18 protein-coding genes and 1 pseudogene are annotated in these 22,423 nt (G+C 72.0%); 9 read left to right on the top strand and 10 right to left on the bottom strand.

The window, feature by feature from the left end; all coding sequences use genetic code 11:
* Positions 1 to 105 precede the first annotated feature (105 nt).
* The gene (locus ACFWUZ_RS27870) at positions 106 to 2,187 is read right to left on the bottom strand and encodes a PhoX family protein (RefSeq protein WP_384378533.1); all 2,082 of its coding nucleotides are present in this window, start codon (positions 2,185 to 2,187) and stop codon (positions 106 to 108) included.
* Between the two features lie 307 nt (positions 2,188 to 2,494).
* Between ACFWUZ_RS27870 and ACFWUZ_RS27875 the strand changes: the two genes are divergently transcribed.
* Entirely contained in the window at positions 2,495 to 4,063 is a 1,569-nt protein-coding gene (locus tag ACFWUZ_RS27875) for a VWA domain-containing protein (RefSeq protein ID WP_384378536.1), read from the top strand.
* Positions 4,064 to 4,127: 64 nt separating this feature from the next.
* On the opposite strand, the gene aspS is transcribed toward ACFWUZ_RS27875, so the two are convergent.
* Positions 4,128 to 5,945, bottom strand: a complete 1,818-nt coding sequence (aspS, locus tag ACFWUZ_RS27880; protein ID WP_384378540.1) for an aspartate--tRNA ligase — start codon at positions 5,943 to 5,945, stop codon at positions 4,128 to 4,130.
* A gap of 137 nt (positions 5,946 to 6,082) precedes the next feature.
* Here aspS and ACFWUZ_RS27885 point away from each other — a divergent pair, with 137 nt between their 5' ends.
* Positions 6,083 to 8,311: a SpoIIE family protein phosphatase gene (locus ACFWUZ_RS27885; protein WP_384378646.1), complete on the top strand. Its 2,229-nt coding sequence runs from the start codon at positions 6,083 to 6,085 to the stop codon at positions 8,309 to 8,311.
* 14 nt (positions 8,312 to 8,325) lie between these two features.
* On the opposite strand, the gene ACFWUZ_RS27890 is transcribed toward ACFWUZ_RS27885, so the two are convergent.
* Positions 8,326 to 9,231, bottom strand: coding sequence for a hypothetical protein (locus ACFWUZ_RS27890; RefSeq protein WP_384378543.1), 906 nt, complete (start codon positions 9,229 to 9,231; stop codon positions 8,326 to 8,328).
* A gap of 235 nt (positions 9,232 to 9,466) precedes the next feature.
* Positions 9,467 to 10,450, bottom strand: a complete 984-nt coding sequence (locus ACFWUZ_RS27895; RefSeq protein ID WP_384378546.1) for a pirin family protein — start codon at positions 10,448 to 10,450, stop codon at positions 9,467 to 9,469.
* A 134-nt stretch (positions 10,451 to 10,584) separates the two neighbouring features.
* Here ACFWUZ_RS27895 and ACFWUZ_RS27900 point away from each other — a divergent pair, with 134 nt between their 5' ends.
* Positions 10,585 to 11,055, top strand: a complete 471-nt coding sequence (locus ACFWUZ_RS27900) for a hypothetical protein (RefSeq protein WP_384378549.1) — start codon at positions 10,585 to 10,587, stop codon at positions 11,053 to 11,055.
* A gap of 90 nt (positions 11,056 to 11,145) precedes the next feature.
* Here the strand turns inward: ACFWUZ_RS27900 and ACFWUZ_RS27905 are convergent, their stop codons facing one another.
* Together ACFWUZ_RS27905 and ACFWUZ_RS27910 are read right to left on the bottom strand one after the other, a co-directional pair.
* Positions 11,146 to 11,355 (bottom strand): hypothetical protein, encoded by a 210-nt coding sequence (locus tag ACFWUZ_RS27905; protein ID WP_384378552.1) that lies wholly within the window; start codon positions 11,353 to 11,355, stop codon positions 11,146 to 11,148.
* Positions 11,356 to 11,456: 101 nt separating this feature from the next.
* A complete protein-coding gene (locus ACFWUZ_RS27910) occupies positions 11,457 to 11,915 on the bottom strand; it encodes an SseB family protein (RefSeq protein ID WP_384378555.1) in 459 nt (152 codons plus the stop codon).
* A 173-nt stretch (positions 11,916 to 12,088) separates the two neighbouring features.
* Between ACFWUZ_RS27910 and ACFWUZ_RS27915 the strand changes: the two genes are divergently transcribed.
* The 3 genes from ACFWUZ_RS27915 to ACFWUZ_RS27925 all read left to right on the top strand — a co-directional run bounded on the left by ACFWUZ_RS27915 (position 12,089) and on the right by ACFWUZ_RS27925 (position 16,194).
* Positions 12,089 to 13,915: an acyl-CoA dehydrogenase gene (locus ACFWUZ_RS27915; RefSeq protein WP_384378649.1), complete on the top strand. Its 1,827-nt coding sequence runs from the start codon at positions 12,089 to 12,091 to the stop codon at positions 13,913 to 13,915.
* Positions 13,916 to 14,061: 146 nt separating this feature from the next.
* Positions 14,062 to 14,796: a hypothetical protein gene (locus ACFWUZ_RS27920; protein ID WP_384378558.1), complete on the top strand. Its 735-nt coding sequence runs from the start codon at positions 14,062 to 14,064 to the stop codon at positions 14,794 to 14,796.
* A gap of 96 nt (positions 14,797 to 14,892) precedes the next feature.
* A complete protein-coding gene (locus ACFWUZ_RS27925; RefSeq protein WP_384378560.1) occupies positions 14,893 to 16,194 on the top strand; it encodes a M18 family aminopeptidase in 1,302 nt (433 codons plus the stop codon).
* Between the two features lie 76 nt (positions 16,195 to 16,270).
* On the opposite strand, the gene ACFWUZ_RS27930 is transcribed toward ACFWUZ_RS27925, so the two are convergent.
* Positions 16,271 to 18,112 carry an NHL domain-containing thioredoxin family protein gene (locus ACFWUZ_RS27930; RefSeq protein WP_384378563.1) on the bottom strand — a complete coding sequence of 614 codons (1,842 nt, stop codon included), beginning with the start codon at positions 18,110 to 18,112 and terminating at the stop codon, positions 16,271 to 16,273.
* 336 nt (positions 18,113 to 18,448) lie between these two features.
* Here ACFWUZ_RS27930 and ACFWUZ_RS27935 point away from each other — a divergent pair.
* Positions 18,449 to 18,645: pseudogene (locus tag ACFWUZ_RS27935) on the top strand (Uma2 family endonuclease); the annotation flags it as partial.
* Here ACFWUZ_RS27935 and ACFWUZ_RS27940 read toward each other — a convergent pair.
* Both ACFWUZ_RS27940 and ACFWUZ_RS27945 read right to left on the bottom strand, forming a co-directional pair.
* The gene (locus tag ACFWUZ_RS27940; protein ID WP_384378566.1) at positions 18,642 to 19,163 is read right to left on the bottom strand and encodes a DUF4240 domain-containing protein; all 522 of its coding nucleotides are present in this window, start codon (positions 19,161 to 19,163) and stop codon (positions 18,642 to 18,644) included. The pseudogene ACFWUZ_RS27935 and the gene ACFWUZ_RS27940 overlap by 4 nt on opposite strands.
* Before the next feature lie 28 nt (positions 19,164 to 19,191).
* Positions 19,192 to 19,992: a hypothetical protein gene (locus ACFWUZ_RS27945; RefSeq protein WP_384378569.1), complete on the bottom strand. Its 801-nt coding sequence runs from the start codon at positions 19,990 to 19,992 to the stop codon at positions 19,192 to 19,194.
* Between the two features lie 32 nt (positions 19,993 to 20,024).
* Here ACFWUZ_RS27945 and ACFWUZ_RS27950 point away from each other — a divergent pair, with 32 nt between their 5' ends.
* Positions 20,025 to 20,522 carry an LURP-one-related/scramblase family protein gene (locus tag ACFWUZ_RS27950; protein ID WP_384378572.1) on the top strand — a complete coding sequence of 166 codons (498 nt, stop codon included), beginning with the start codon at positions 20,025 to 20,027 and terminating at the stop codon, positions 20,520 to 20,522.
* A gap of 97 nt (positions 20,523 to 20,619) precedes the next feature.
* On the opposite strand, the gene ACFWUZ_RS27955 is transcribed toward ACFWUZ_RS27950, so the two are convergent.
* A complete protein-coding gene (locus tag ACFWUZ_RS27955) occupies positions 20,620 to 21,402 on the bottom strand; it encodes a carbon-nitrogen family hydrolase (protein WP_384378575.1) in 783 nt (260 codons plus the stop codon).
* A gap of 154 nt (positions 21,403 to 21,556) precedes the next feature.
* Here ACFWUZ_RS27955 and ACFWUZ_RS27960 point away from each other — a divergent pair, with 154 nt between their 5' ends.
* Positions 21,557 to 22,381: a maleylpyruvate isomerase family mycothiol-dependent enzyme gene (locus tag ACFWUZ_RS27960; RefSeq protein WP_384378578.1), complete on the top strand. Its 825-nt coding sequence runs from the start codon at positions 21,557 to 21,559 to the stop codon at positions 22,379 to 22,381.
* The last annotated feature ends 42 nt before the right edge of the window (positions 22,382 to 22,423 follow it).

Below are 22,423 nucleotides of genomic sequence, written 5' to 3' on the forward strand. Positions count from 1 at the left end.
CGTGTCCCGCGTGACACGGGGTACACGCGGGACACGGCCCGCCGGAAGGCGGTGCGGACGGTCAGTGGGGACCGGTCAGCGGGAGCCGATCCGGGACCTGACCCGTCAGACTCCGATGTTGCGGCCGTCCTTGCGCCAGACGGACACGACCGCCGGACGGACGATCTTGCCGGGGCCGTCGGGCCACACGGACTGCGGCTTCTCCACGGACGCCCCGTCCAGCTCGCCCGGATGCTGCACGGCCACCAGCACGCGCTTGTCCTGGATGATCGGGCCGCAGGTCTCGGCGCCCCGCGGGACGGTCAGGAACTGCTTCAGCTCACCGCGGCGCTCACCGGCGGTCGCGACGCCGAACAGGCCGTCGTGGGAGCCGAGCTGGTTGCCGTCCGTGGAGATCCACAGGTTGCCGTGCGGGTCGAAGGCCACGTTGTCCGGGCAGGAGATCGGGCTGACCTTGTCCTTCGGGAAGCCCGCGAAGTAGGTCGCCGGGTCGTTCGGGTCACCGGCCACCAGGAACAGCCGCCAGGCGAACCCGTCGCCGGCCGGGTCGTCGAAGTTCTCGGCGAGCTCCAGGATCTGGCCGTGCTTGTTCAGGTTGCGCGGGTTGGCCTCGGTGGCGCCTTCCTTGCCCGGCTTGCCGCGGTCGGTGTTGTTGGTCAGCGCGACGTAGACGCGGCCGGTGCGCGGGGAGGGCTCGACGTCCTCGGGACGGTCCATCTTCGTGGCGCCCACCTTGTCGGCGGCCAGGCGCGTGAAGACGTACACCTCCTCGGCGGTCATGCCCTCGACGTGCGAGACGTTGCCGGTGGCCAGCTTGATCCACACACCGGAACCGTCGAACTCGCCGTCGTCGGGCAGCTTGCCCGAACCGTCGAGGGCCGCGGCCGGGGAGTCACCGGTCAGCTTGGCGACGTACAGGGTTCCCTCGTCGAGCAGCGTCAGGTTGTGCTCCTTCGCCGCCCGCGAGCTGCCCTTCTTCATCTGCTTCGACGAGACGAACTTGTAGAAGTAGTCGAAGCGCTCGTCGTCGCCCATGTAGACGACCGGACGGCCGTCCTCGGTCAGGCGGGGCTGGGCGGCCTCGTGCTTGAAGCGGCCGAGCGCGGTGCGCTTGCGCGGGACGGAGTTCACGTCGTACGGGTCCAGTTCGACGACCCAGCCGTGGCGGTGGGACTCGTTCGGCTCCTGCGCCACGTCGAAGCGCTTGTCGAACCGCTCCCACTTGCGCTCGGTGGCCCCGGCGCTCACTCCGTAGCGCTTCAGACGGGCCGCCTGCGCCGGGTCGGTGACCTGGCCGGCGTTGGCGAAGTACTGGTTGAAGTTCTCCTCGCCGTGGAGGGTCGTTCCCCACGGAGTGGTGCCGCCGGCGCAGTTGTTGAGGGTACCGAGCACCTTGGTGCCCGTGGGGTCCACCGAGGTCTTCAGCAGGGCGCCGCCCGCGGCCGGGCCCGTCATCCGGAACTCGCTGGTGGCGGTCAGCCGGCGGTTGAGCTGGTGGCGGGAGACCGCGGTCAGCTTGCCGCTGCGGTGGTCCTCCTGCACGACGACCACGGACAGGCCGTGCGCGGCCCAGGCGATCTCGACCTGCTCGCGGGTCGGGTTGGCCGGGTCGTACGCCTTGAACATCAGCTGCTCGTCCGTGTACTCGTGGTTGGCCACGAGCAGCTGTTGGCGCTCGTAGCCGTCGCCGAGCGGGAGCAGGCTGAGGAAGTCGTTGTTGTAGCCGAACTGACCGGCCTGGGCGGCGGCGGTCTGCCGGTCGGGGTCGAAGCCCGGGGCGCCCTTCACGATCGGGTCGCCCCAGCGGATCACCACGTTCTGCTCGTGGCCCTCGGGGACGGTGACCTTGTCGTCGGTGTTCGGCGCGACCGGCTTGAAGCGCAGGCCGCGGGCCGCCTGGCCCGCGTCCTTGGTGCCCCCGGCCGGCTCGGTGGCCACGGCGGTCTGCCCGCCGCCCGCGGCGCCGAGGGTGACGGCGGTGCCCGCGGCCGTGGCGACCGTGACGACGGCGGCCGAGCGCAGCATCGAGCGACGGGAGTAGGCGCGGGCTATGACGTCACCGGCGTACTCGTTGTCGCTGGTGTTGGGCACCTCGTGGAAGCAGGCGTCGCCACAGCGGTAGCGACAGGTGAGGGCGGAACGGCCGCCCCCATGCGGGTTGCCGATGAGCGGCAGGAGCTTGCGCACGAATGTCCTCCGAGTAGCTGCGTTGGGCGCCGACAACGTGTCGGAACGATCCAGCCGTGACGGTAGGCGCGGGTTGCGCCGAAGCGGCGGCGCGGGGATGAACGATCGGTGAACCCGGCACGTCGGAGCGACAGTTCGGGAGACGGTGCGGGCCTGCTGTGAGGGTGTTCGGGAGCCGGACGCCACGAAAGGTGCCCCTGCCGAAGATCCAGCCAGGCGGCCGATAACCTTACGTGTCCACTCTGGGCAGGGATCATCCGCGCAGCACGGACAAATGACTCACGCACTCATGCGAAAGGCCTGGCCCATGGGTATTCGGAGCTTGTTGCGCAAGGTGTTCGGACGGTCTCCGGAACCGGTTCCGGAGACTTCGGACGCCCCTTCCGCGGGTCTGCCGAGCCAGGCGGACCGCACCCCGCTGGACGCGGCCGCCGAACTGGTGGCGGCGTCCTTCGACAACCCGACCGTTCCGCCGCAGTCCGCTCCGCGGGACCGTGAGCCGGGTACGGTCCTGACGGCCCCGGCCCCCGCCGCGACCGCGGACCCGACGGTCCCGGAGGCCCGCCGCGCCCCCGCGGCGAAGCCCGCCCCGGCCCCCGCGGCGGAGCCCGTCGCCGACCCCGCCCCGCAGCCGGCCTCCGAGGCCCCCGCTGCGGAGCCCGAGCCGGCCGCTGTGGCCGAGGCGGAGCCGGTTGCCGTGGCCGAGGCGGAGCCCGGGGCCGTGGTCGAAGCCCAGCCCGTGGCGGTCGAGGCTGAGGCCGAACCCGTCGCCGTGGTCGCTGAGGCCGAGCCCGTGGCCGTCGTCGCCGAGGCGGAGCCCGAGCCGGTTGCCGTGGTCGAAGCCCAGCCCGTGGCGGTCGAGGCTGAGGCCGAACCCGTCGCCGTGGTCGCTGAGGCCGAGCCCGTGGCCGTCGTCGCTGAGGCCGAGCCCGAGCCGGTTGCCGTGGTCGAAGCCCAGCCCGTGGCGGTCGAGGCTGAGGCCGAGCCCGTCGCCGTGGTCGCTGAGGCCGAGCCCGTTGCCGTGGTCGCGGATGAGGCCGTTGCGGTCGTCGAGGCTGAGCCCGTCGCAGTGGCCGAGCCCGTTGCGGTCGTCGAGGCTGAGCCCGTCGCCGTGGAGGCCGAAGTCGCGGCCGTGGCCGTCGAGGTGGCCGAGCCGGAGGCCGTCGTGGCCGAGGCCGAGCCGGTCGCCGAGCCGGAGCCCGTCGCCGCCGGGGCCGGGCCGGCGCACGCGCTGGCCCTGGTGAAGCGGGAGGCTCCCGGGGTGGCGGGGGCCTACAAGGCCGCCGGGCAGGTGCTGCGGGCCAAGGACAGGGCCGGGGCGCGGGCCAAGGTGTACCTCGTCCTGGACCGGTCGGGTTCCATGCGCGGGTTCTACAAGGACGGCAGCGCCCAGTACCTCGCCGACCACGCCCTCGCCCTGGCCGCGCACCTCGACGAGCAGGCCACCGTCCACACGGTGTTCTTCTCCACGGAGCTGGACGGCACCGCCGACCTGACGCTCGGCGGCCACGACGCCGCCTGGGTCGAGGTCCGCCACGCCGAACTCGGCCGCATGGGCCGCACCAGCTACCACGTGGCCGTGGAAGCGGTCGTCGAGCGCTACCGCAAGGACGGCGGCGAGGGTCCGGCCCTGGTCGTCTTCCAGACCGACGGCGCCCCCGACAACCGCCAGCCCGCCAAGGCGGCCCTGGCCGAGGCGGCGACCGCCGCCCCCGGCATCCACTGGCAGTTCGTCGCCTTCGGCGACCACGACGCCAAGGCCTTCGACTTCCTGCGCAAGCTGGACGCCGACAACGCCGGCTTCTTCCACGCCGGCCCCGCCCCGGCCGAACTGACCTCCGCCGCCCTCCTCAAGGGCATCCTGGAGCGGTTCTAGTCCGGACACGGACGAAGGGCCCGGGATCCACAGGATCCCGGGCCCTTCGTCACGACCGGGGCGTCTAGCGCGCGGCGTCCGGGTGGACGGCCTCGGCGACCGGCTTGGCGTCCGACGCCTTCGTCTCCACCGGCTTGCGCAGGGCGATGTTCAGCTCGCGCAGGCGGGTCTCCTCGAGCACCGTCGGCGCGCCCATCATCAGGTCCTGCGCGTTGCCGTTGAGCGGGAAGGCGATGGTCTCGCGGATGTTCGGCTCGTCGGCCAGCAGCATCACGATGCGGTCCACGCCCGGGGCGATGCCGCCGTGCGGCGGGGCGCCGAGGCGGAACGCGCGCAGCATGCCCGCGAATTCGCGCTCGACGGTCTCGGCCTCGTAACCGGCGATCGCGAACGCCTTGAGCATGACCTCGGGCTCGTGGTTCCGGATGGCACCGGAGGACAGCTCGATGCCGTTGCAGACGATGTCGTACTGCCAGGCCAGGATGTCGAGCGGGTCCTTCTCCTCCAGGTCCTTCATCCCGCCCTGCGGCATGGAGAAGGGGTTGTGGGAGAAGTCGATCTTGCCGGTGTCCTCGTCCTTCTCGTACATCGGGAAGTCGACGATCCAGCAGAAGCGGAAGACGTTCTCCTCGAAGTGGCCGGCGCGCTTGGCGGCCTCGACCCGGACCGGGCCCATGATCTTGGAGACCTCGTCGAACTCGCCCGCGCCGAAGAAGACGGCGTGCCCGGGGACCAGGCCCAGACGCTCGGTGAGGACCTTGACGTTCTCCTCGGTGAGGAACTTGGCGATCGGGCCGGTCAGGGCGCCGTCCTCGCCGACGCGGACCCAGGCCAGGCCCTTCGCGCCGAGCGAGATCGCGTACTCGCCGAGGCCGTCGAAGAACTTGCGCGGCTGCCCGGCGGTGTCCGGGACGGCCAGCGCGCGGACGTGCTTTCCGGCGAACGCCTTGAACTCCGAGCCCTCGAACACGTCGGTGATGTCGACGAGTTCCAGCTTGGCGCGCAGGTCCGGCTTGTCGTTGCCGTACTTGAGCATCGACTCGCGGAAGGGGATCCGCGGGAAGGGGGAGGTGACCTCGCGGCCGTTGCCGAACTCGGTGAAGAGCTCGGTCATCAGGCGCTCGATCGGCTGGAAGACGTCCTCCTGCTCGACGAAGGACATCTCCACGTCGAGCTGGTAGAACTCGCCCGGCGACCGGTCGGCGCGGGCGTCCTCGTCGCGGAAGCAGGGCGCGATCTGGAAGTACCGGTCGAAGCCGGAGATCATCAGCAGCTGCTTGAACTGCTGCGGGGCCTGCGGCAGGGCGTAGAACTTGCCCGGGTTCAGACGGGACGGGACCACGAAGTCACGGGCGCCCTCGGGGGAGGTCGCGGTGAGGATCGGGGTCGCCATCTCGTTGAAGCCGAGGGCCACCATCTTGGAGCGGATGGAGGCGATGACGGCGGACCGCAGCATGATGTTGCGGTGCATGCGCTCGCGGCGCAGGTCCAGGAAGCGGTACTCCAGACGCCGCTCCTCGTTCACACCGTCGTCGGTGTTGATCGTGAAGGGCAGCGGGGCGGCCGCGCCGAGGACCTCGACCGAGGCGGCCTCGATCTCGATCTCGCCGGTGGGCAGCTCGGGGTTGATGTTCTCGGCGCCGCGGGAGACGACCTTGCCGTCGATGCGGACGACGGTCTCCTTGGAGAGCTTGTCCAGCGCCTCGGCGGCCGGGGTGCCGGGCCGGGCGACGAGCTGCGTGATGCCGTAGTGGTCACGCAGATCGATGAAGAGGATGCCGCCCAGGTCTCGACGGTTGTGCAGCCAGCCGCTCAGCCGGACGTCGGAGCCGACGTCAGAGGCGCGGAGCTCGCCGCAGGTGTGGGACCTGTACCGATGCATCAGTCATCCAGTTCTTCGCGATACCAGGGTGGATTCAACCCTCACAAGGTTACCGTCCGGGCGGGGGGCCGGTCGGGCACGCCCGCCGGGCCCCGCTGGAGAGGCACCACGGGGGGATGACCTGTAAAGATGACCGGGTGCGCACCGAGGACGTCCTGGCCGCCATCGCGACCGGCCTGTGGCGATGGGACAACGCCTCCGGGACGGTCACCCTCGACGGCGAGGCCGCCCGGCTGCTCGGGCTGCCCGCGGAGCCCGTGGTGCTGCCGGAGGTCGCCGTGCGCTCCCGCTTCCACCCGGTGGACTGGAACGAGATCAACGGCATCGTCACCCTCGCCGTGGCCGAGGACACCCTCGCCGAGGCACGGCTGCGGATCATGGACGAGGACGGGCGGGTCCTGCGGACCGTACGCAGCCGCTCGAAGCCGCTGGAGAACCGGACCGCCGACGGGCGCGTCGACTACGAGCTGATCGGCACGATCCAGGAGATCGCGGAGCCACAGCCGGGGACCACGGCCGTGCACACCCCGATCACCGGCGACTGGCGGCGCTCCCGCGAGGCCTTCCTGCTGGACGCGGGCCGGGCCCTGGCGGAGGCCCGGTCCACGACCGAGGTGCTGCGGGTCGCGGCCTCCCTGTCCATGCCCGGCTTCAGCCCCGACGGGCTGGCCGTCTTCGGCGTGGCCGGGGAACGGCTCTCGCTCATCGGGCACCACGGGCACGGCCCCGGGGACGAGGGGCCCTTCGCGGAGATGCGGCTCGACACGGACTACCCGGCCACGGAGGTCGTCCGTACCGGCCGGGCGATCTACCTGCCCTCGCCCGAGGAGTACAAACGGCGTTTCCCGGCCACCTGGCCGCTCGCACAGCGCTTCGGCCGGGCCTCCTGGGCCTTCCTGCCGCTCATCGTGGCCGGGCGGACCATGGGCGCCTGGATGGCCGCCTTCAAGCACCCGGTGTCCTTCTCGCCCGACGAGCGCTCCGTCCTGACGACGGTGGCCCGGATGCTGGCCCAGGCCCTCCAGCGGGCCGGGGTGGCGGAGTCCGAGCGGGAGCTGACCACCGGCCTGCAGCGCTCGATGATGCCGCAGCTCGGCCCGGAGATCCCCGGCATGACGATCGCCGCCCGGTACGTCCCGACGGGCGGCGGCCTCCAGGTCGGTGGCGACTGGTACGACATGATCCCGCTGCCCTCCGGCCGGTTCGCCCTGGTCATCGGCGACGTACAGGGCCACGACGTGCGGGCGGCGGGGCTGATGGGGCAGCTGCGGATCGCGGTGCGCGCGTACGCCTCGGAGGGCCACCGGCCCGACGCGGTGCTCTCCCGCGCCTCCCGCTTCCTGGCCGGCCTGTGCTCCTCCCAGGAGAGCGACGCGTACGGGAACGGACGCGGGGCCGCCGAGGCGGACGCGGACTTCCAGAGCCCGCGCTTCGCGACGTGCCTGTACGTGGAGTGCGACCCGCAGACGGGGGTCCTGGAGGTGGCCCGGGCCGGCCACCCCGACCCCGCGGTGCGGATGACGGACGGCACCGTCCTGATGCGCCCCACCTCGGGCGGGCTGCCCCTCGGCATCGTCCCGGACACCGACTACCCGACGACTCGGTTCACCCTGGAACCCGGCGAGACGATGATGCTGTGCACCGACGGGCTCATCGAGACCGGCGGCCACGACCTCGACACGGGCTGGGCCCGGCTGCGCGCCGTCCTGGAGTCGCAGCCGCCGGGCGCCGGGAGCCCGGCGCCGGGGCACGGCGAGCCGGGCCACGCCGAATCCGCGCGGCCCGGGGCCGGGCACCTGGAGAAGCTGGCCGACCTGCTGGTCCAGGCCGTGCACGGGCCCTCCTCGCACCACACCACCGGCCCGCTGGCCGACCGGCGCGAGGACGACATAGCCGTGGTCCTGCTGTGGCGCGAGAGCGAGGACTGCGGCTGCGGCACCCCGCAGCACCCGTCCCGGCCGGCCCGCCGCACCATGCTGACCGTGGCCCAGGCGGAACCGGCACGGATCGCGGGCGCCCGGCAGCAGATCCGCGAGCTGCTGCACGACTGGGCGGACGCGGAACAGGTGGACTCGGCGGTGCTCATGGTCTCCGAGATGGTGACCAACGTGCTGATGCACACGGACGGCGACGCCCTGCTGGTGGCCGAGGCCGTGGGCGAGCTGGGCGAGCGGCGGCTGCGCGTCGAGGTGGCCGACGGGAGCGACGAGCTCCCGCACAAGCGGCACCCGGGCGAGATGGCCTCCAGCGGCCGCGGCGTCCTGCTCATGGAGATGCTCGCCGACACCTGGGGCGTGGACCCGCGCGGTGAGGGCAAGTCCATCTGGTTCGAGCTCTACGAGCGCTCCAAGCGGCCCGACTCCTGACGGTGCGCCTCGGCCTAGTCGCGTGCGTAGGAACCGAGGCCGACCAGGCAGTACACGTATTCGTTGATGACGGAGCCGTTGAGGGTGTAGCGGTGGGAGAAGGCGTACTGCGTCTTGGGGTAGTCATCGCAGCGGTCCATGTCGGAGGTCATCGGGATGCTTCCGATGACCCGGTAGTGCGCGTCGGCGGCCGAGCAGGGCACCTCCTCCACGTCGTCGACGCGCTGCGCCGTCGTCGAGTCCGGCAGGGTGCCGTTGAGGCAGGTGCCCCTGTCGTACGGGGTGGGGGCGGCCTCCTGCGTCGGCTCGGGCACCTCGGCTGGGGCGCTGTAGGTCGGCGGGGCGGGGGCCGGGGCCGGACTGTAGGAAGGGCTGTCGGACGAGTCCGACGGCTCCGGGCTCGCCGACCAGGTGGGTGACGCCGAGCCGGACGCCTTGCCGTCTGCGCCGTCGCCGGAGCCGAACGCGAAGATGCCGGTGAGCACGGCCGCGCAGATGCCGGCCGCCACCAGGCACCCGGCGGCGGGCCTGCCGCCGCGGGCTGTGCGCGGCGGGGCCGGCGCCGTGGCGTAGGGGTCGCCGCCGCCCGGCCGGGCAGCCGACGGCTGCGTCGGCGTCGCGAACGGATTGCCACCGCCCGGCGGCGCCGGCCGGGGCGTCGGCGTCACCGCCGGGAGGGGAGTGGTCCTCGGCTCCGGCCGGGCGGGGGTCGGCCCTGCGGGTGCCGGTGCCGCGGGCGCCGACACCCTGACCCGCACGGGCACCTCGCCACCGCCGGCCCGCACGCGGACGAGTTCGCCGTCCCGGGTGCCGGACGGGATGCGCAGCCGCGCCGGGCCGGTCGGGAGCGTGACGGTGAGGATCACCCCGTGGGCCGCCTGCTGCGGAGTGATCGTCACGTCGACTTCCTGCGCAGACACCAACTGCTCCTCAGGGCCGGGGCGTTCCGGGACGGGCTCTCCTCGGATTGTGGCCCGGCCCTGCCCGCGGACGCAGCCGTTCCGTCAGGACGGCGGGACCCGTCCGCCCCGCGGCACCCCCCGCCGCCCGACGGGCAGGAGGCGGGGCCTCCGGGGGAGGTGACGGATTCGGCCCCGGAGCGGTCCCGGGAACGGTCCCGGGAGGGGCGCCGGGAACGGTCCTGGAGGGGCTCTACTAGGAGTGCTGCTCCGCCGACTTGGTCCGCTCGCGGGCGGTGGTCGGGACGGTGCCCAGCCGGCCCGCCTGGAAGTCGTCGAAGGCCTGCTGGAGTTCGTGCCTGCTGTTCATGACGAACGGCCCGTAGTGCGCCATCGGCTCCCGGATCGGACGCCCGCCGAGGAGGACGACCTCCAGGTCCGGGGTGTTCGCGTCCTGCGAGGCGTCCGCCCGTACCGTGAGCGATCCGCCCTCGCCGAAGACGGCGGTCTGCCCGGTGTGGAGGGGCCTGCGCTCCTCACCGACCGAGCCGCGCCCGGCCAGCACGTACACCAGGGCGTTGAAGTCCTCCCGCCACGGCAGGGTGATCTGCGCGCCCGGCGTGACGGTGGCGTGGACCATCGTGATCGGGGTGTGGGTGATGCCCGGGCCCTGGTGGCCGTCCAGCTCACCGGCGATCACGCGGAGCAGGCCGCCGCCGTCCGGGGTGGACAGCAGCTGGACCTGGCCGCCGCCGATGTCCTGGTAGCGCGGGGGCATCATCTTGTCCGAGGCCGGGAGGTTCACCCACAGCTGGAGGCCGTGGAAGAGGCCGCCGGACACGACGAGGGACTCCGGCGGGGCCTCGATGTGCAGGAGGCCGGACCCGGCGGTCATCCACTGCGTGTCACCGCCGTTGATGACGCCGCCTCCGCCGTTGCTGTCCTGGTGGACGAAGGTGCCGTCGATCAGGTAGGTGACGGTCTCGAAGCCGCGGTGCGGGTGCCAGGGGGTTCCCTTCGGCTCGCCCGGCGCGTACTCCACCTCACCCATCTGATCCATCATGATGAACGGGTCGAGGTACTGGTAGTTGATCCCCGCGAAGGCGCGGCGCACCGGGAATCCCTCGCCCTCGAACCCACCGGGAGCGGTGGTGACGGCCAGCACCTTGCGCGGGACGACCGCCTGCGGCTCGGCCACACGGGGGAGCGTCAACGGGTTCTCAACAGTCACTGCGGGCATGGTCAGGACCTCCTTCTGGCAACGAGTTTAGTTGAAACTCGAACTTTCTGCCACACCTGCGCTCAACGGGACGGGTGCCGGGAGAATTCCCGGACGGACCCAACCTCCGCGTGCGATCCCGCGTCCTACCCGTCGTGATCGACCCGCTCGGAACAGACGACACGACGGACCGCGAGGAGCAGGGGGAAGGCCTCAGGTCGGGCCCCCTGTGGCGGCACGCCCTCTACGCCCTGGGCGTCACCCTCTGCGGGCTCGCCCTCGGCTGGGTCGCGTCGGTCTTCCGCCTGGGACCCCCCGAGTACGGCATCCCCAGCGCCGCCCCGGGCTCCCCCTGGGCCCTGCTCGCCGCGTGCGGCGCCGCCGGTCTCGTCGTGGCCGGGCTGCTGCGCGGGGCCGCGGCGAGGATCCCCGTCCACGCACCGGGCAGGGCGGGCTTCCTGCTGGTCTTCATGGGGACCCGGCTCGCCCTCGGCTTCCGCCCGGAGCCGGACCCGCTGGCCGCCGGGGCCGCCGTCGCACTGCTGGCCGCCGTGGCCTGGATCGGCCAGGCCGCATGGTTCCACCACCGCGCCGGCCGCGCCGGCGGCCGGCCGGACCCCGCCTGACCGGCAGGGCCCGCAGGTACGCGGCGTACGCCGCGTACGCCGCGTCCCGCCGCCGGGACCCCCGTCACCCTTTCGGCCCTGCCCGAAGGATCACCCGGTCCCGCCGGGAGGGCCGCCGGACGGGGCGGCGCCCGCCCAGCCCCCGGCCGCCCCGTCCGGCCTCGAAGTGCGGCGGCCCGGGCACCGCGAAGGCCGTGCCGTGCCGGCCACCAGCGCGAGGCTCGGTTCGAGCAGCGGCAGCGGTTCCGCGGCGAAGGTGACGTCGAGCAGGTCCTCCGCACCGAAGTGCACCCTGAGCACGCATCACCCCCCGCCGTCGGGCCCGCCCATCCGCCGGCGCGGGAACGGTGTCCGCCGTCTGCGCGACGAGGCCGTCCGGCCGCCTGCGCAGCACATGGCGTCTAGCCGTACATGCGGCGCATCGCGTAGTCGACCATCTGCTCGACCGCCTTAGCGTCGAAGACCATGCGGTGGTCGCCCTCCATGTCGAGGACGAAGCCGTACCCGGTCGGCAGCAGGTCGATCACCTCGGCGCCGGTGATCACGAAGTACTTGGACTCCTTGCCGGCGTACCGGCGCAGCTCCTTGAGCGTGGTGAACATGGGGATGACCGGCTGCTGCGTGTTGTGCAGGGCCAGGAAGCCCGGGGTGTCGCCGCGCGGGCAGTAGACCTTCGACGTCGCGAAGATCTGCTGGAAGTCCTCGGCCGAGAGCGACCCGGTGGTGAAGGCCCGTACCGCGTCGGCGAGCGACGGCGGCGAGGGCTCGGGGTACAGCGGCTGCTCGCCGTACCCCCCTGCCATCTGCTGCGGGGGCGCGTACTGCTGCCCTGCGCTCACGTTCTGGTCGTAGCCGTACATGGACCGAAGCCTACCGACCGGCCCCGGCCCGCAGGCACGCAATCGCGCCAGGCTTGACCCTGGTCACAGTTGCCCGGCAAGGGTTGCCCTTATTACCGGCGGGTAGCATCATTACGTTACCGATTGGTATGTACGAGGAACCTGTCTCCCCGAGCCTTAACGGAGCCGTCGCCATGGGGCACTACAAGTCGAATCTCCGCGACATCGAGTTCAACCTCTTCGAGGTGCTCGGCCGCGACAAGCTGTACGGCACCGGTCCCTTCGAGGAGATGGACACCGAGACCGCCAAGAGCGTCCTGTCCGAGCTGGCCCGCCTCGCCGAGAACGAGCTGGCCGCCTCCTTCGAGGACGCGGACCGCAACCCGCCGGTCTTCGACCCGGCCACCAACACCGCGCCCGTCCCGGCCTCCTTCAAGAAGAGCTACGAGGCCTTCATGGACTCGGAGTACTGGCGCCTGGGCCTGCCCGAGGAGATCGGCGGCACCACCTCGCCCCGCTCCCTGATCTGGAGCTACGCGGAGCTGCTGCTCGGCTCGAACCCGGCCGTCTGGATGTACTCCTCCGGCCCGGCGTTCGCCGGCGTCCTCTTCGAAGAGGGCAACGAGGCGCAGAAGAAGGTCGCCCAGATAGCCGTCGAGAAGCGCTGGGGCTCCACCATGGTCCTCACCGAGCCGGACGCCGGCTCGGACGTCGGCGCCGGCCGCACCAAGGCGATCCAGCAGGCGGACGGTTCCTGGCACATCGAGGGCGTGAAGCGCTTCATCACGTCCGGTGAGCACGACATGGAGGAGAACATCCTCCACTACGTCCTCGCGCGCCCCGAGGGCCACGGCCCGGGCACCAAGGGCCTGTCGCTCTTCCTCGTCCCGAAGTTCCACTTCGACTGGGAGACCGGCGAGCTGGGCGAGCGCAACGGCGTCTACGCCACGAACGTCGAGCACAAGATGGGCCTCAAGGCCTCCAACACGTGCGAGATGACCTTCGGCGACCAGCACCCCGCCAAGGGCTGGCTGATCGGTGACAAGCACGACGGCATCCGCCAGATGTTCATGATCATCGAGTTCGCCCGGATGATGGTCGGCACGAAGGCCATCGCCACCCTCTCCACCGGCTACCTCAACGCGCTGGAGTACGCCAAGGAGCGCGTGCAGGGCCCCGACCTGGCGAACTTCATGGACAAGACCGCGCCCAAGGTCACCATCACGCACCACCCCGACGTGCGCCGCTCGCTCATGACGCAGAAGGCGTACGCCGAGGGCATGCGCGCCCTCGTCCTCTACACCGCCTCCGTCCAGGACGCGATCCAGGTCAAGCAGGCCGCCGGCGAGGACGCCTCCGCGGAGATCGGCCTCAACGACCTGCTCCTGCCGATCGTGAAGGGCTACGGCTCGGAGAAGTCCTACGAGCAGCTCGCGCAGTCCCTGCAGACCTTCGGCGGTTCCGGTTACCTCCAGGAATACCCGATCGAGCAGTACATCCGCGACGCCAAGATCGACACCCTCTACGAGGGCACCACGGCCATCCAGGGCCAGGACTTCTTCTTCCGGAAGATCGTCCGCGACCAGGGCGCCTCGCTGAACGTCCTCTCCGAGACGATCAAGAAGTTCCTGGCCGAGGCGGCCGGCGGCGACGACCTCGCCCCGGCGCGCGACGCGCTCGCCAAGGCGGCCGTCGACCTGGAGGCCATCGTCGGCCAGATGATCGTCGACCTCACCGCCACCGGCGAGGACGTGAAGAACATCTACAAGGTCGGCCAGAACACCACCCGCCTGCTCATGGCCTCCGGGGACGTGGTCGTCGGATACCTGCTCCTCAAGGGCGCCGCCGTGGCCGCCGAGAAGCTGGCCACGGCCTCCGCGAAGGACGTGCCCTTCTACACCGGCAAGATCGCCGCCGCGAAGTTCTTCGCGTCGCAGGTCCTGCCGGGCGTCTCGGTCCAGCGCCAGCTGGCCGAGGTCGTCGACAACTCCCTCATGGAGCTCGACGAGGCCGCCTTCTAGGCTGCGCCCACGCGCCACCCCGCCGCCGGTACGCGGTGGACGTACGTCAGCGGCCGGGCCCTCCGCACGGGGGCCCGGCCGCTGACGTACAAGCCCCTGTACTGCGCCTTTCCCCGTTGTCAGCCGTTCATGGGACGCTCGTACGCATGAGTCCACAGGATCAGCACGGCAGCAGGGGGTACTCCGTCCCCACCGGGCGGCCGTACGCCCTCAAGGAGCTGCAGGCGAGCCTGGGCAGCCTCGGCGACCACCTGCGGGAGCTGTACGACGGCGCCCACCCCGCCGAGTACGACGGGATCGCCGACGCCCTCTACGTGGCCTTCCGGACCGCCGCCGGGCTCGCTCCCGCCAGGAGCTACACCGGCTGCCCCCAGCACCCCGACGGAGCCCTCGACCCCGAGGCCCCCGACGGCTGGGGCCGCTGCCTCCTGTGCAACGACCGGCGCCGCCTCGGACTGCGCGGCCACAGCGCCCGCAAGGCCGCCGCCCCGGCCCCCGGGGAACAGCGCCGGCTCGGCTACCCCGTGCCGGATCCCCCGTACACCCTCGACGTCCTGCGCACCTGGCTGCGCACCGTCGAGGACCAGCGCTTCCACCTCAGCCTGTCCTCGCCCGCCGAGGACTTCGTCCGCATCGCCGACGACCTGCACCGCGCCTTCATCGTCGCCCGCGAACTCTCCCGCCCCCGCAACGCCTCCGGATGCTCCGAGCACCCCGGGGCGCCCATCGACCCGGACGCGCCCCCCGGTGAGGCCTGTATCTTCTGCGCCGGACGCAAGAGGCGCGCGCAGCGCTCTCCGCAGACCCCGGAGATGCTCCCGCGCATCCGCCGGGGCGAGCGCCGACAGCTGCAGCGCAGGTTCGAGCGTCCGCCGGGCTGAGGTCCACAGGACCGCAGATCACACCCCCGCGGGACCGGCTCCGGCCATCCGCCGCAGTCCGGCATGACGAACACGACCGTCGTTAAGGTGAACCACATGAGCTCTCCCGCCCGCTTCGACCGCGGCCACACCGACGATCTGATGACCTTTTTGACAGCCAGTCCGTCGCCGTACCACGCCGTGGCCAATGCGGCCGAGCGGCTGGAGAAGGCAGGCTTCAGGCAGTTGTCGGAAACGGACGCCTGGGATGCGGGAACCGGGGGCCGCTTCGTGCTCCGCGGCGGCGCACTCATCGCCTGGTACGTGCCCGAGGGCGCGACCGCGCACACCCCCTTCCGGATCGTCGGAGCGCACACCGACTCCCCCAACCTGCGCGTGAAGCCGCTGCCCGACACGGGTTCGCAGGGCTGGCGCCAGATCGCCGTCGAGATCTACGGCGGCACCCTGCTCAACACCTGGCTCGACCGGGACCTCGGCCTGGCGGGCCGGCTCACCCTGCGGGACGGCACCGAACGCCTGGTCAACGTGGACCGCGCCCTGCTGCGCGTCCCTCAGCTGGCCGTCCACCTGGACCGGTCGGTGAACAGCGAGGGCCTCAAGCTGGACAAGCAGCGGCACATGCAGCCGATCTGGGGCCTGGGCGACGTCCAGGAGGGCGACCTGATCGCCTTCCTGGAGGAGGAAGAGGGCCTGCCCCAGGGGTCGGTGGCCGGCTGGGACCTGATGGTCCACTCCATCGAGCCGCCCGCCTACCTCGGCCGCGACCGCGAGCTGGTGGCCGGCCCCCGCATGGACAACCTGCTGTCGGTGCACGCCGGGGTCGCCGCCCTGGCCGCTGTCGCGACCGGCGCCGCGGCCGGGAAGCTCGACCACATCCCGGTGCTGGCCGCCTTCGACCACGAGGAGAACGGCTCCCAGTCGGACACCGGCGCGGACGGCCCCCTGCTGGGCAACGTGCTGGAACGTTCAGTCTTCTCGCGCGGCGGCACGTACGAGGACCGCGCGCGGGCCTTCGCCGGCACCGTCTGCCTGTCCTCGGACACCGGGCACGCCGTGCACCCCAACTACGCCGAGCGGCACGACCCCTCGCACCACCCGCGGGCCAACGGCGGACCCATCCTGAAGGTCAACGTCAACCAGCGGTACGCGACGGACGGCAGCGGGCGCGCGGTCTTCGCCCACGCCTGCGAGCGGGCCGGCGTGCCGTGGCAGACCTTCGTCTCCAACAACGCGATGCCGTGCGGCACGACGATCGGCCCGATCACCGCCGCCCGGCACGGCATCCAGACCGTGGACATCGGCGTCGCGATCCTCTCCATGCACAGCGCGCGCGAACTGTGCGGCGCGGACGACCCGTTCCTGCTGGCCAACGCCCTGGTCGCCTTCCTGGAGGGCTGAGCCCGGCCCGGACGCGAGGACCCCGCCCCGGACGGTGTTCCGGGGCGGGGTCCTTGCGTTGCACCGGCCCCGTCCCCTACCCGTCGGCGTCCAGCCCCGCGAGGACGAGCGGCAGGCGGCTCGCGCCGGCGGCGGTCACCGTCACCGGGACGCCCCAGTCCTGCTGGTGGACGTGGCAGGCCGGGTACTCGTTCGCCGGGTCGTCGTCGCAGGACGCCGCCATCGCCGAGACGTGCAGCACGCCCTCGGTGACCTCCGGATTCAGCGCCAGCTCCCGGAACAGGTCCGTCCCGGCGCCCTCCCCGGCCACGAGCAGCTCCGGCGGGGTCGAGGACACCAGCAGCCGCGTCGACGGCCCGTACCGGGTGTCGAGCTTCTGCCCGCCCGGAGCCTGGAACACCACGTCCAGCCGGAGCGAGCCCGGCGCCACCTCGGTCGCGGCCCGCTGGGTCCGGTGCGCCACCGAGTCCACCCGTACCGCCTCCTCCGGGAGCCGCAGCCGGGTCAGCCGGTGCCGTGCGGACTCGACGACCACGATGTCCTCGCCCACCAGCACGGCGTCGCTCGGCTCGCGCAGATCGGTCGCCAGGGTCGAGACCTCACCGGTGGCGGGGTCGTAGCGGCGCAGGGCGTGGTTGTACGTGTCGCACACCGCGACCGAGCCGTCGGGCAGGGCGGTCACCCCGAGCGGGTGCTGGAGCAGGGCCTGGCCGGCGTCCCCGTCCCGGTGGCCGAAGTCGAACAGCCCGGTCCCGACGACGGAGGTGACGGCGTAGCCCTCCCCGGTGGCGTGGACGTACCGCAGGGCGCTCGTCTCGGAGTCCGCCACCCACAGCCGGTCCCCGGCCGCCGCGAGCCCCGACGGCTGGGCGAACCAGGCCTCGGCGGCCGGCCCGTCCAGCAGCCCCTCGCCGGTCGTCCCGGCCGCGACCTCGACCGTGCCCGCCTCCGGGTCCCAGGTCCACAGCTGGTGGACACCGGCCATGGCGATCCACATCCGGCCCTCCCACCAGGCCACGTCCCACGGCGAGGACAGGTCCACCTCCAGCGCGGGCCCGGAGGCCGGCGACCCCTGCCACCACTGCCGCCCCGTCCCGGCGACCGTCTCGACGGCGCCGGTGGCGGGGTCGAAGCGGCGCAGCGCGTGATTGACGGTGTCGGCCACGACGACACTGCCGTCGGGCAGCAGCGCCAGCCCCTGAGGTTCGCTGAAACTGTCCGCGGTGAACCCGCGCACGCCGCTGCCGATGCGCCGTACGACGCTCTCCCCGTCGGCGGCCAGCTCCACGAGCTGGTGCCGCGTCGAGTCCGACACCAGGAAGGTCCCTCCGGGCAGCGCGAGCGCCTTCCCGGGGAACCGCAGGTCGGTCGCGACCGGCTCGGGCGCCACGTACGGCCCGTCGCCGCGCCGCAGGGTCCCCTTGGCCCCGTGCTCGGCCTCCAGCTCCTCGACGAGCCGCGCGAGGGCGTGCGCGTGCCCCTCACCGGCGTGCTGCGCCACGATGTAGCCCTCGGGGTCGATCACGACGAGCGTGGGCCAGGCGCGCACGGCGTACTGCTTCCAGGTCGCCAGCTCGGGATCGTCCAGCACCGGGTGGTGCACCCCGTACCGCTCGACGGCGTCGACGACGGCGGCGTGCTCGGCCTCGTGCACGAACTTCGGCGAGTGCACACCGATGATCACGAGGGTGTCCCGGTGCTTCTCCTCCAGCTCGCGCAGCTCGTCGAGCACGTGCAGGCAGTTGATGCAGCAGAAGGTCCAAAAATCAACGACAACGCACTTACCTCGCAGGTCGGCGAGAGTGAGATCTTTGCCGCCGGTGTTGAGCCAGCCTCCCTTGCCGATCAGCTCGGGGGCACGGACACGGGCACGGCGGGGCGCGGGCGCAGGGGTGGGCGCCGGGGCAGCATCGTTCATCCTTCAAGCTTGCCATCCACCTGTGAACGCAGGGTCACGCCCGTACGAAACGCCTGCTCAGGGCATGCGCTCCACCCCGGCGACGTCCGAGAACTCCCGGAGGAAGGTCATATGACCGGTCCGGCCGGTGTGCTGGATGCACATGTCGGTGCACAGTCCGCGTTGCCGACCTCCCCGATGCCCTTGCGGGACATGCGGTCGAGCTTCCGGAGGATCAGAACGCCCACGACGCCGGCCGTGGCTGCTGTGATCGCCGCACCGAACCCCTTGCGGCTGACGTTCTGCAACCGGAACGTCCACGGGTGTTGGTGCACCTTCGCAACGCCGGCGCGACCGCGCGTCGTCAAGCCCCAGCGGTACGCCGAGTACGGGGCGCCGCTCTGCCTGCTGGTCGACCGGATGGAGAAGGCCGCACCCTCTTCGCCGGTCCCGGACGGCTCGGCTGCACCGAGGTGGACGGGCCGCATGCCTTCGGCACGCCGGTCCGGCTGCCGGAGCCGTTCGGGATCGAGCTGGACACCGGCGGGCTCTAGCCGAGGAGGGCGGTCAGGCGGGGGAGGCGGCGGGCGGTTTCGGCCGCGTCGTCGAAGTCGAAGTCCCAGGCGGGGTCCAGCGGCGGGTAGCTGATCGTGAAGGAGTCCGCGGGGAGCGGGTGGCCGGTGGCCGCCTCGTACGCGCTCCAGGCTATCGAGAGGGCCTCCTCGTCCCACAGCTCCAGGCCCTCCTCGGCCGCCTCGCGCACCGCCGGATGGGCGGCCAGCGAGTCCGGGTCGGCCAGGGCGGCCTCGAAGACCTCCCGGCCCTGGGTGAGGAGCCAGCCGCGGAAGTAGTCGAAGCCGTCGTCGGAGCAGCCGCCGTTGATCAGGTACGCCGCGGCCCAGAGCGGGCTGCTGTACGACTCGGCCAGCAGGTCCCACAGCACCTGCTGGGCCGCGGCCACCTCCGTCACCGGCAGGGCCGAGAGCAGCATTGCGGCGCGCTCCGCCACCTGGTCCGCCTCCACCTGCTCACGGGCCGTCTCGATCAGCTTCCAGAAGGTCTGCTTGTCCATGATCCGAGCCTGGCATCCGGGTCCGACATCAGGTGAGGAAGGAGTGGAGGGATCCGGCGAGTGCTGTGACGAAGGCGTCCTGCACGCCGGCCGGGAGGAGGTCCAGGGACAGGTAGGGGTTGAGGTCCTCCAGCTCCACCAGCAGGAGTTCGCCGGACGGGGCGCGGCAGGCGTCGACGCGCTGGATGCCGTGGTCGAGGGTGTTCCAGGCGATGAAGGTGCGGGCGAAGGCCAGGTCCGCCCCGGTCGGCTCGTACGGCTGGAGGTCCCAGCGGCGGGCGGGGTCCGGGGCGTACAGGGCGTACTGGAAGGCGTCGTCGACGAAGTAGAAGGAGACCTCGTACGCGAAGTCCACGCGCGGCTGGACGAGGACCTCACCCGCCGCGCCCGAGGGGTCCGCGGTGAAGGTGAGGCCGATGGAGTCGGCGCCCTGCTTCGGCTTGACCGCGTACAGCGGCACCTGCGGCAGCCGTGCGAGGCGGGCCGGGTCGTCGATCGTGGGGATGACCGGGTAGCCGGCGTCGGTCAGGTCGACGAGGTACTGCTTGCCCGCCATGTCGGCGCGGCCGGTCAGCGGGTTGTACACGCGGGTCCCGGCGGCGAGGGCGGCCGCGCGGAAGGCGTCGTAGGCCTCCTGGTAGTGCAGGACCGGGCCGCTGTTGCGGACGATGACGGCGTCGAAGCCGGGCATCAGGGCCTGGGCGTCGCCGGGGTGGCACAGGGCCAGGTCGAAGTGCGCCCGCAGGCGCGAGGTGAGGAATATGTCCTCGTCGCAGTAGCGGCGGCCGCGCGCCGGGTACGCCAGGTCGGTCACGTAGAGCAGGGGCATGACGGCAACCTATCGCGGGCAACGATCAGCGCATGAAATACCTCGTTCGGGACAAAGTGCTGGCCATCGGGGACGACTACTGGATCGAGGACGAGGCGGGCCGCCACGCCTTCCTCGTCGACGGGAAGGCGCTGCGCTTCCGGGACACCCTGGAGCTCAAGGATTCGGACGGCCGGATCCTGATCACCCTGCGCGAGAAGGCGTTCAGCTTCCGCGACGCGATGACCCTGGAACGGGACGGCCTGCGGCTCGCGGTGATCCGCAGGAAGCGGTTCTCGCTGCTGCGCAACCACTTCCGCGTCACCCTGTCCGAAGGCACCGAGGTCGATGTCAGCGGCCGGATCCTGGACCGGGAGTTCAAGGTCGAGTACGACGGGGAGCTGCTCGCGCTGGTCTCGCGGCAGTGGTACCGGATCCGGGAGACGTACGCCGTGGACGTGATCCGCGAGGATGCGGACGCGGCGCTGCTGGTCGCGGTGGCCGTGTGCGTGATCCGGATGGCGGAGAAGGAGCGGGAGGACGGGCTCTAGGCCCTGTCGTCAAAGAGGCGTCTCAGCCGCGGACGCGGCGGCGGCCGAGACGCCCCTTCCCGTCGCCCGACGCGCCCACGGTGTGTCCGGGCGCCTGCTACGGGTGGCCCAGGCGGCGGTCCTTGAGGGCGGGGAACTGTTCGCGGGTGTCGGCGACCTTCGCCGGGTCGAGGTCCACGGTCAGGACGTCCTCGTCCGGGCCCGCCTCGGCCAGGACCTCGCCCCAGGGGTCCACCACCAGGCTGTGCCCGGCCTGTTCGACTCCGGCATGGGTGCCGGCCAGGCTGCACGCGAGGACGTACGACTGGTTCTCCACCGCGCGCGCCCGGCTCAGGAGGGTCCAGTGGGACCTGCGGCGGGCGGGCCAGCCCGCCGCGATCACCATCGTGGTGGCCCCGGCGTCGACCAAGCCGCGGAAAAGCTCGGGGAAGCGCAGGTCGTAGCAGGTGGCGATGCCGAGGGTCTGCTCCGGCAGCGTGACCGTGGTCAGGGACTCGCCGGGCGACATGAGCACCGCCTCGCCCTGGTCGAAGCCGAAGCGGTGGATCTTGCGGTAGGTGGCGGCCAGCTCGCCCGTCGGGGAGAGCACGAGGGCGGTGTTGTAGAGCGAGCCGTCGCCGGCGCGCTCGACGACCGAGCCCGCGTGCAGCCAGACCCCGGCGTCGCTCGCGGCCTTGGACATGGCCTCGTAGGTGGGGCCGTCGAGGGGTTCCGCCTCGGTCTCGAACTGCTCGTAGGCGAAGGCGCCGACGGTCCACAGCTCGGGCAGGACCACGAGGTCGGAGCCGGCCTGCTCCCGTACGAGATCGGCCGCGCGGGCGCGTCGGGAAACCACCGACTCGCCCTCGTTCACAGCGATTTGGATCAGCGAGGCGCGCACAGTACCACCGTCCTGGCATTCAAGCCGTCAACTCGGGCCTACGATCGTCACACGAAAGCACTGCCGGGGTGCTCACCGGCAGCGTAGTTTTGAAGCCGAGTCCGTTGTCCAGGCTTCCAGAACGCGCCACTGAACAGCACCGCGAGGGGTCCCGTTGACCGTCCATCCCAGCCTTCAGCCCTATGCCGACGCGTGGACGCACTCCATCGAGGCGATATCCGAGCTGGTCCTCCCGCTGACGGAGGGCGAGTGGAACCGGGCGACCCCGTGCCCCGGCTGGTCGGTTCGTGATGTGGTGTCACACATCATCGGCATCGAATGCGAGCAGCTCGGCGACCCGCGGCCGATCCACACCGTCGCGCGGGACCTGCGGCACGTGGTGGACGAGTTCAGCCGGTACATGGAGGTGCAGGTCGACGTACGGCGTCACCACACCGCCCCGGAGATGACCTCGGAGCTGGAGTACACGGTCATCCGCCGGGCCCGGCAGCTGCGGAACGAGAAGCGGGATCCGGCCACGATGGTGCGGGGTCCGCTGGGTGACCAGGTGACGCTGGAGCAGGCGCTGCGGCTGCGGGCGTTCGACGTGTGGGTCCACGAGCAGGACCTCCGCTCCGCGCTGGGCGCCCCGGGCAACTGGGACTCGCCGGGGGCGTACGTGGCGCGCGACCTCCTGCTGGCCGGGCTGCCGAAGGTGGTGGCGAAGGTCGCCGGGGCCCCCGCGAATTCGGCGGTGGTCGTGGACGTGCACGGGCCGCTGGAGTTCATGCGGACGGTACGGGTGGACGCGGCGGGGCGCGGGACGCTGGACAAGGCCCCGTCGCTGGGGCCGGCGGTGACGCTGACCCTGGACTGGGAGACGTACGTCCGCCTCGCGGCGGGGCGGGTCCGCCCGCACGCCGTGGCGGACCGGGTCAAGGTGGAGGGCGACGCGGAGCTGGCCGGGGCCATCCTGGCGGGGTTCGCCGTGACGCCGTAGCGCCGGCCGGGCGGGTGAGCACGGGCCCCGCCGGGGTCCCGT

Source organism: Streptomyces sp. NPDC058646 (assembly GCF_042716875.1).
GTDB lineage: Bacteria > Actinomycetota > Actinomycetes > Streptomycetales > Streptomycetaceae > Streptomyces.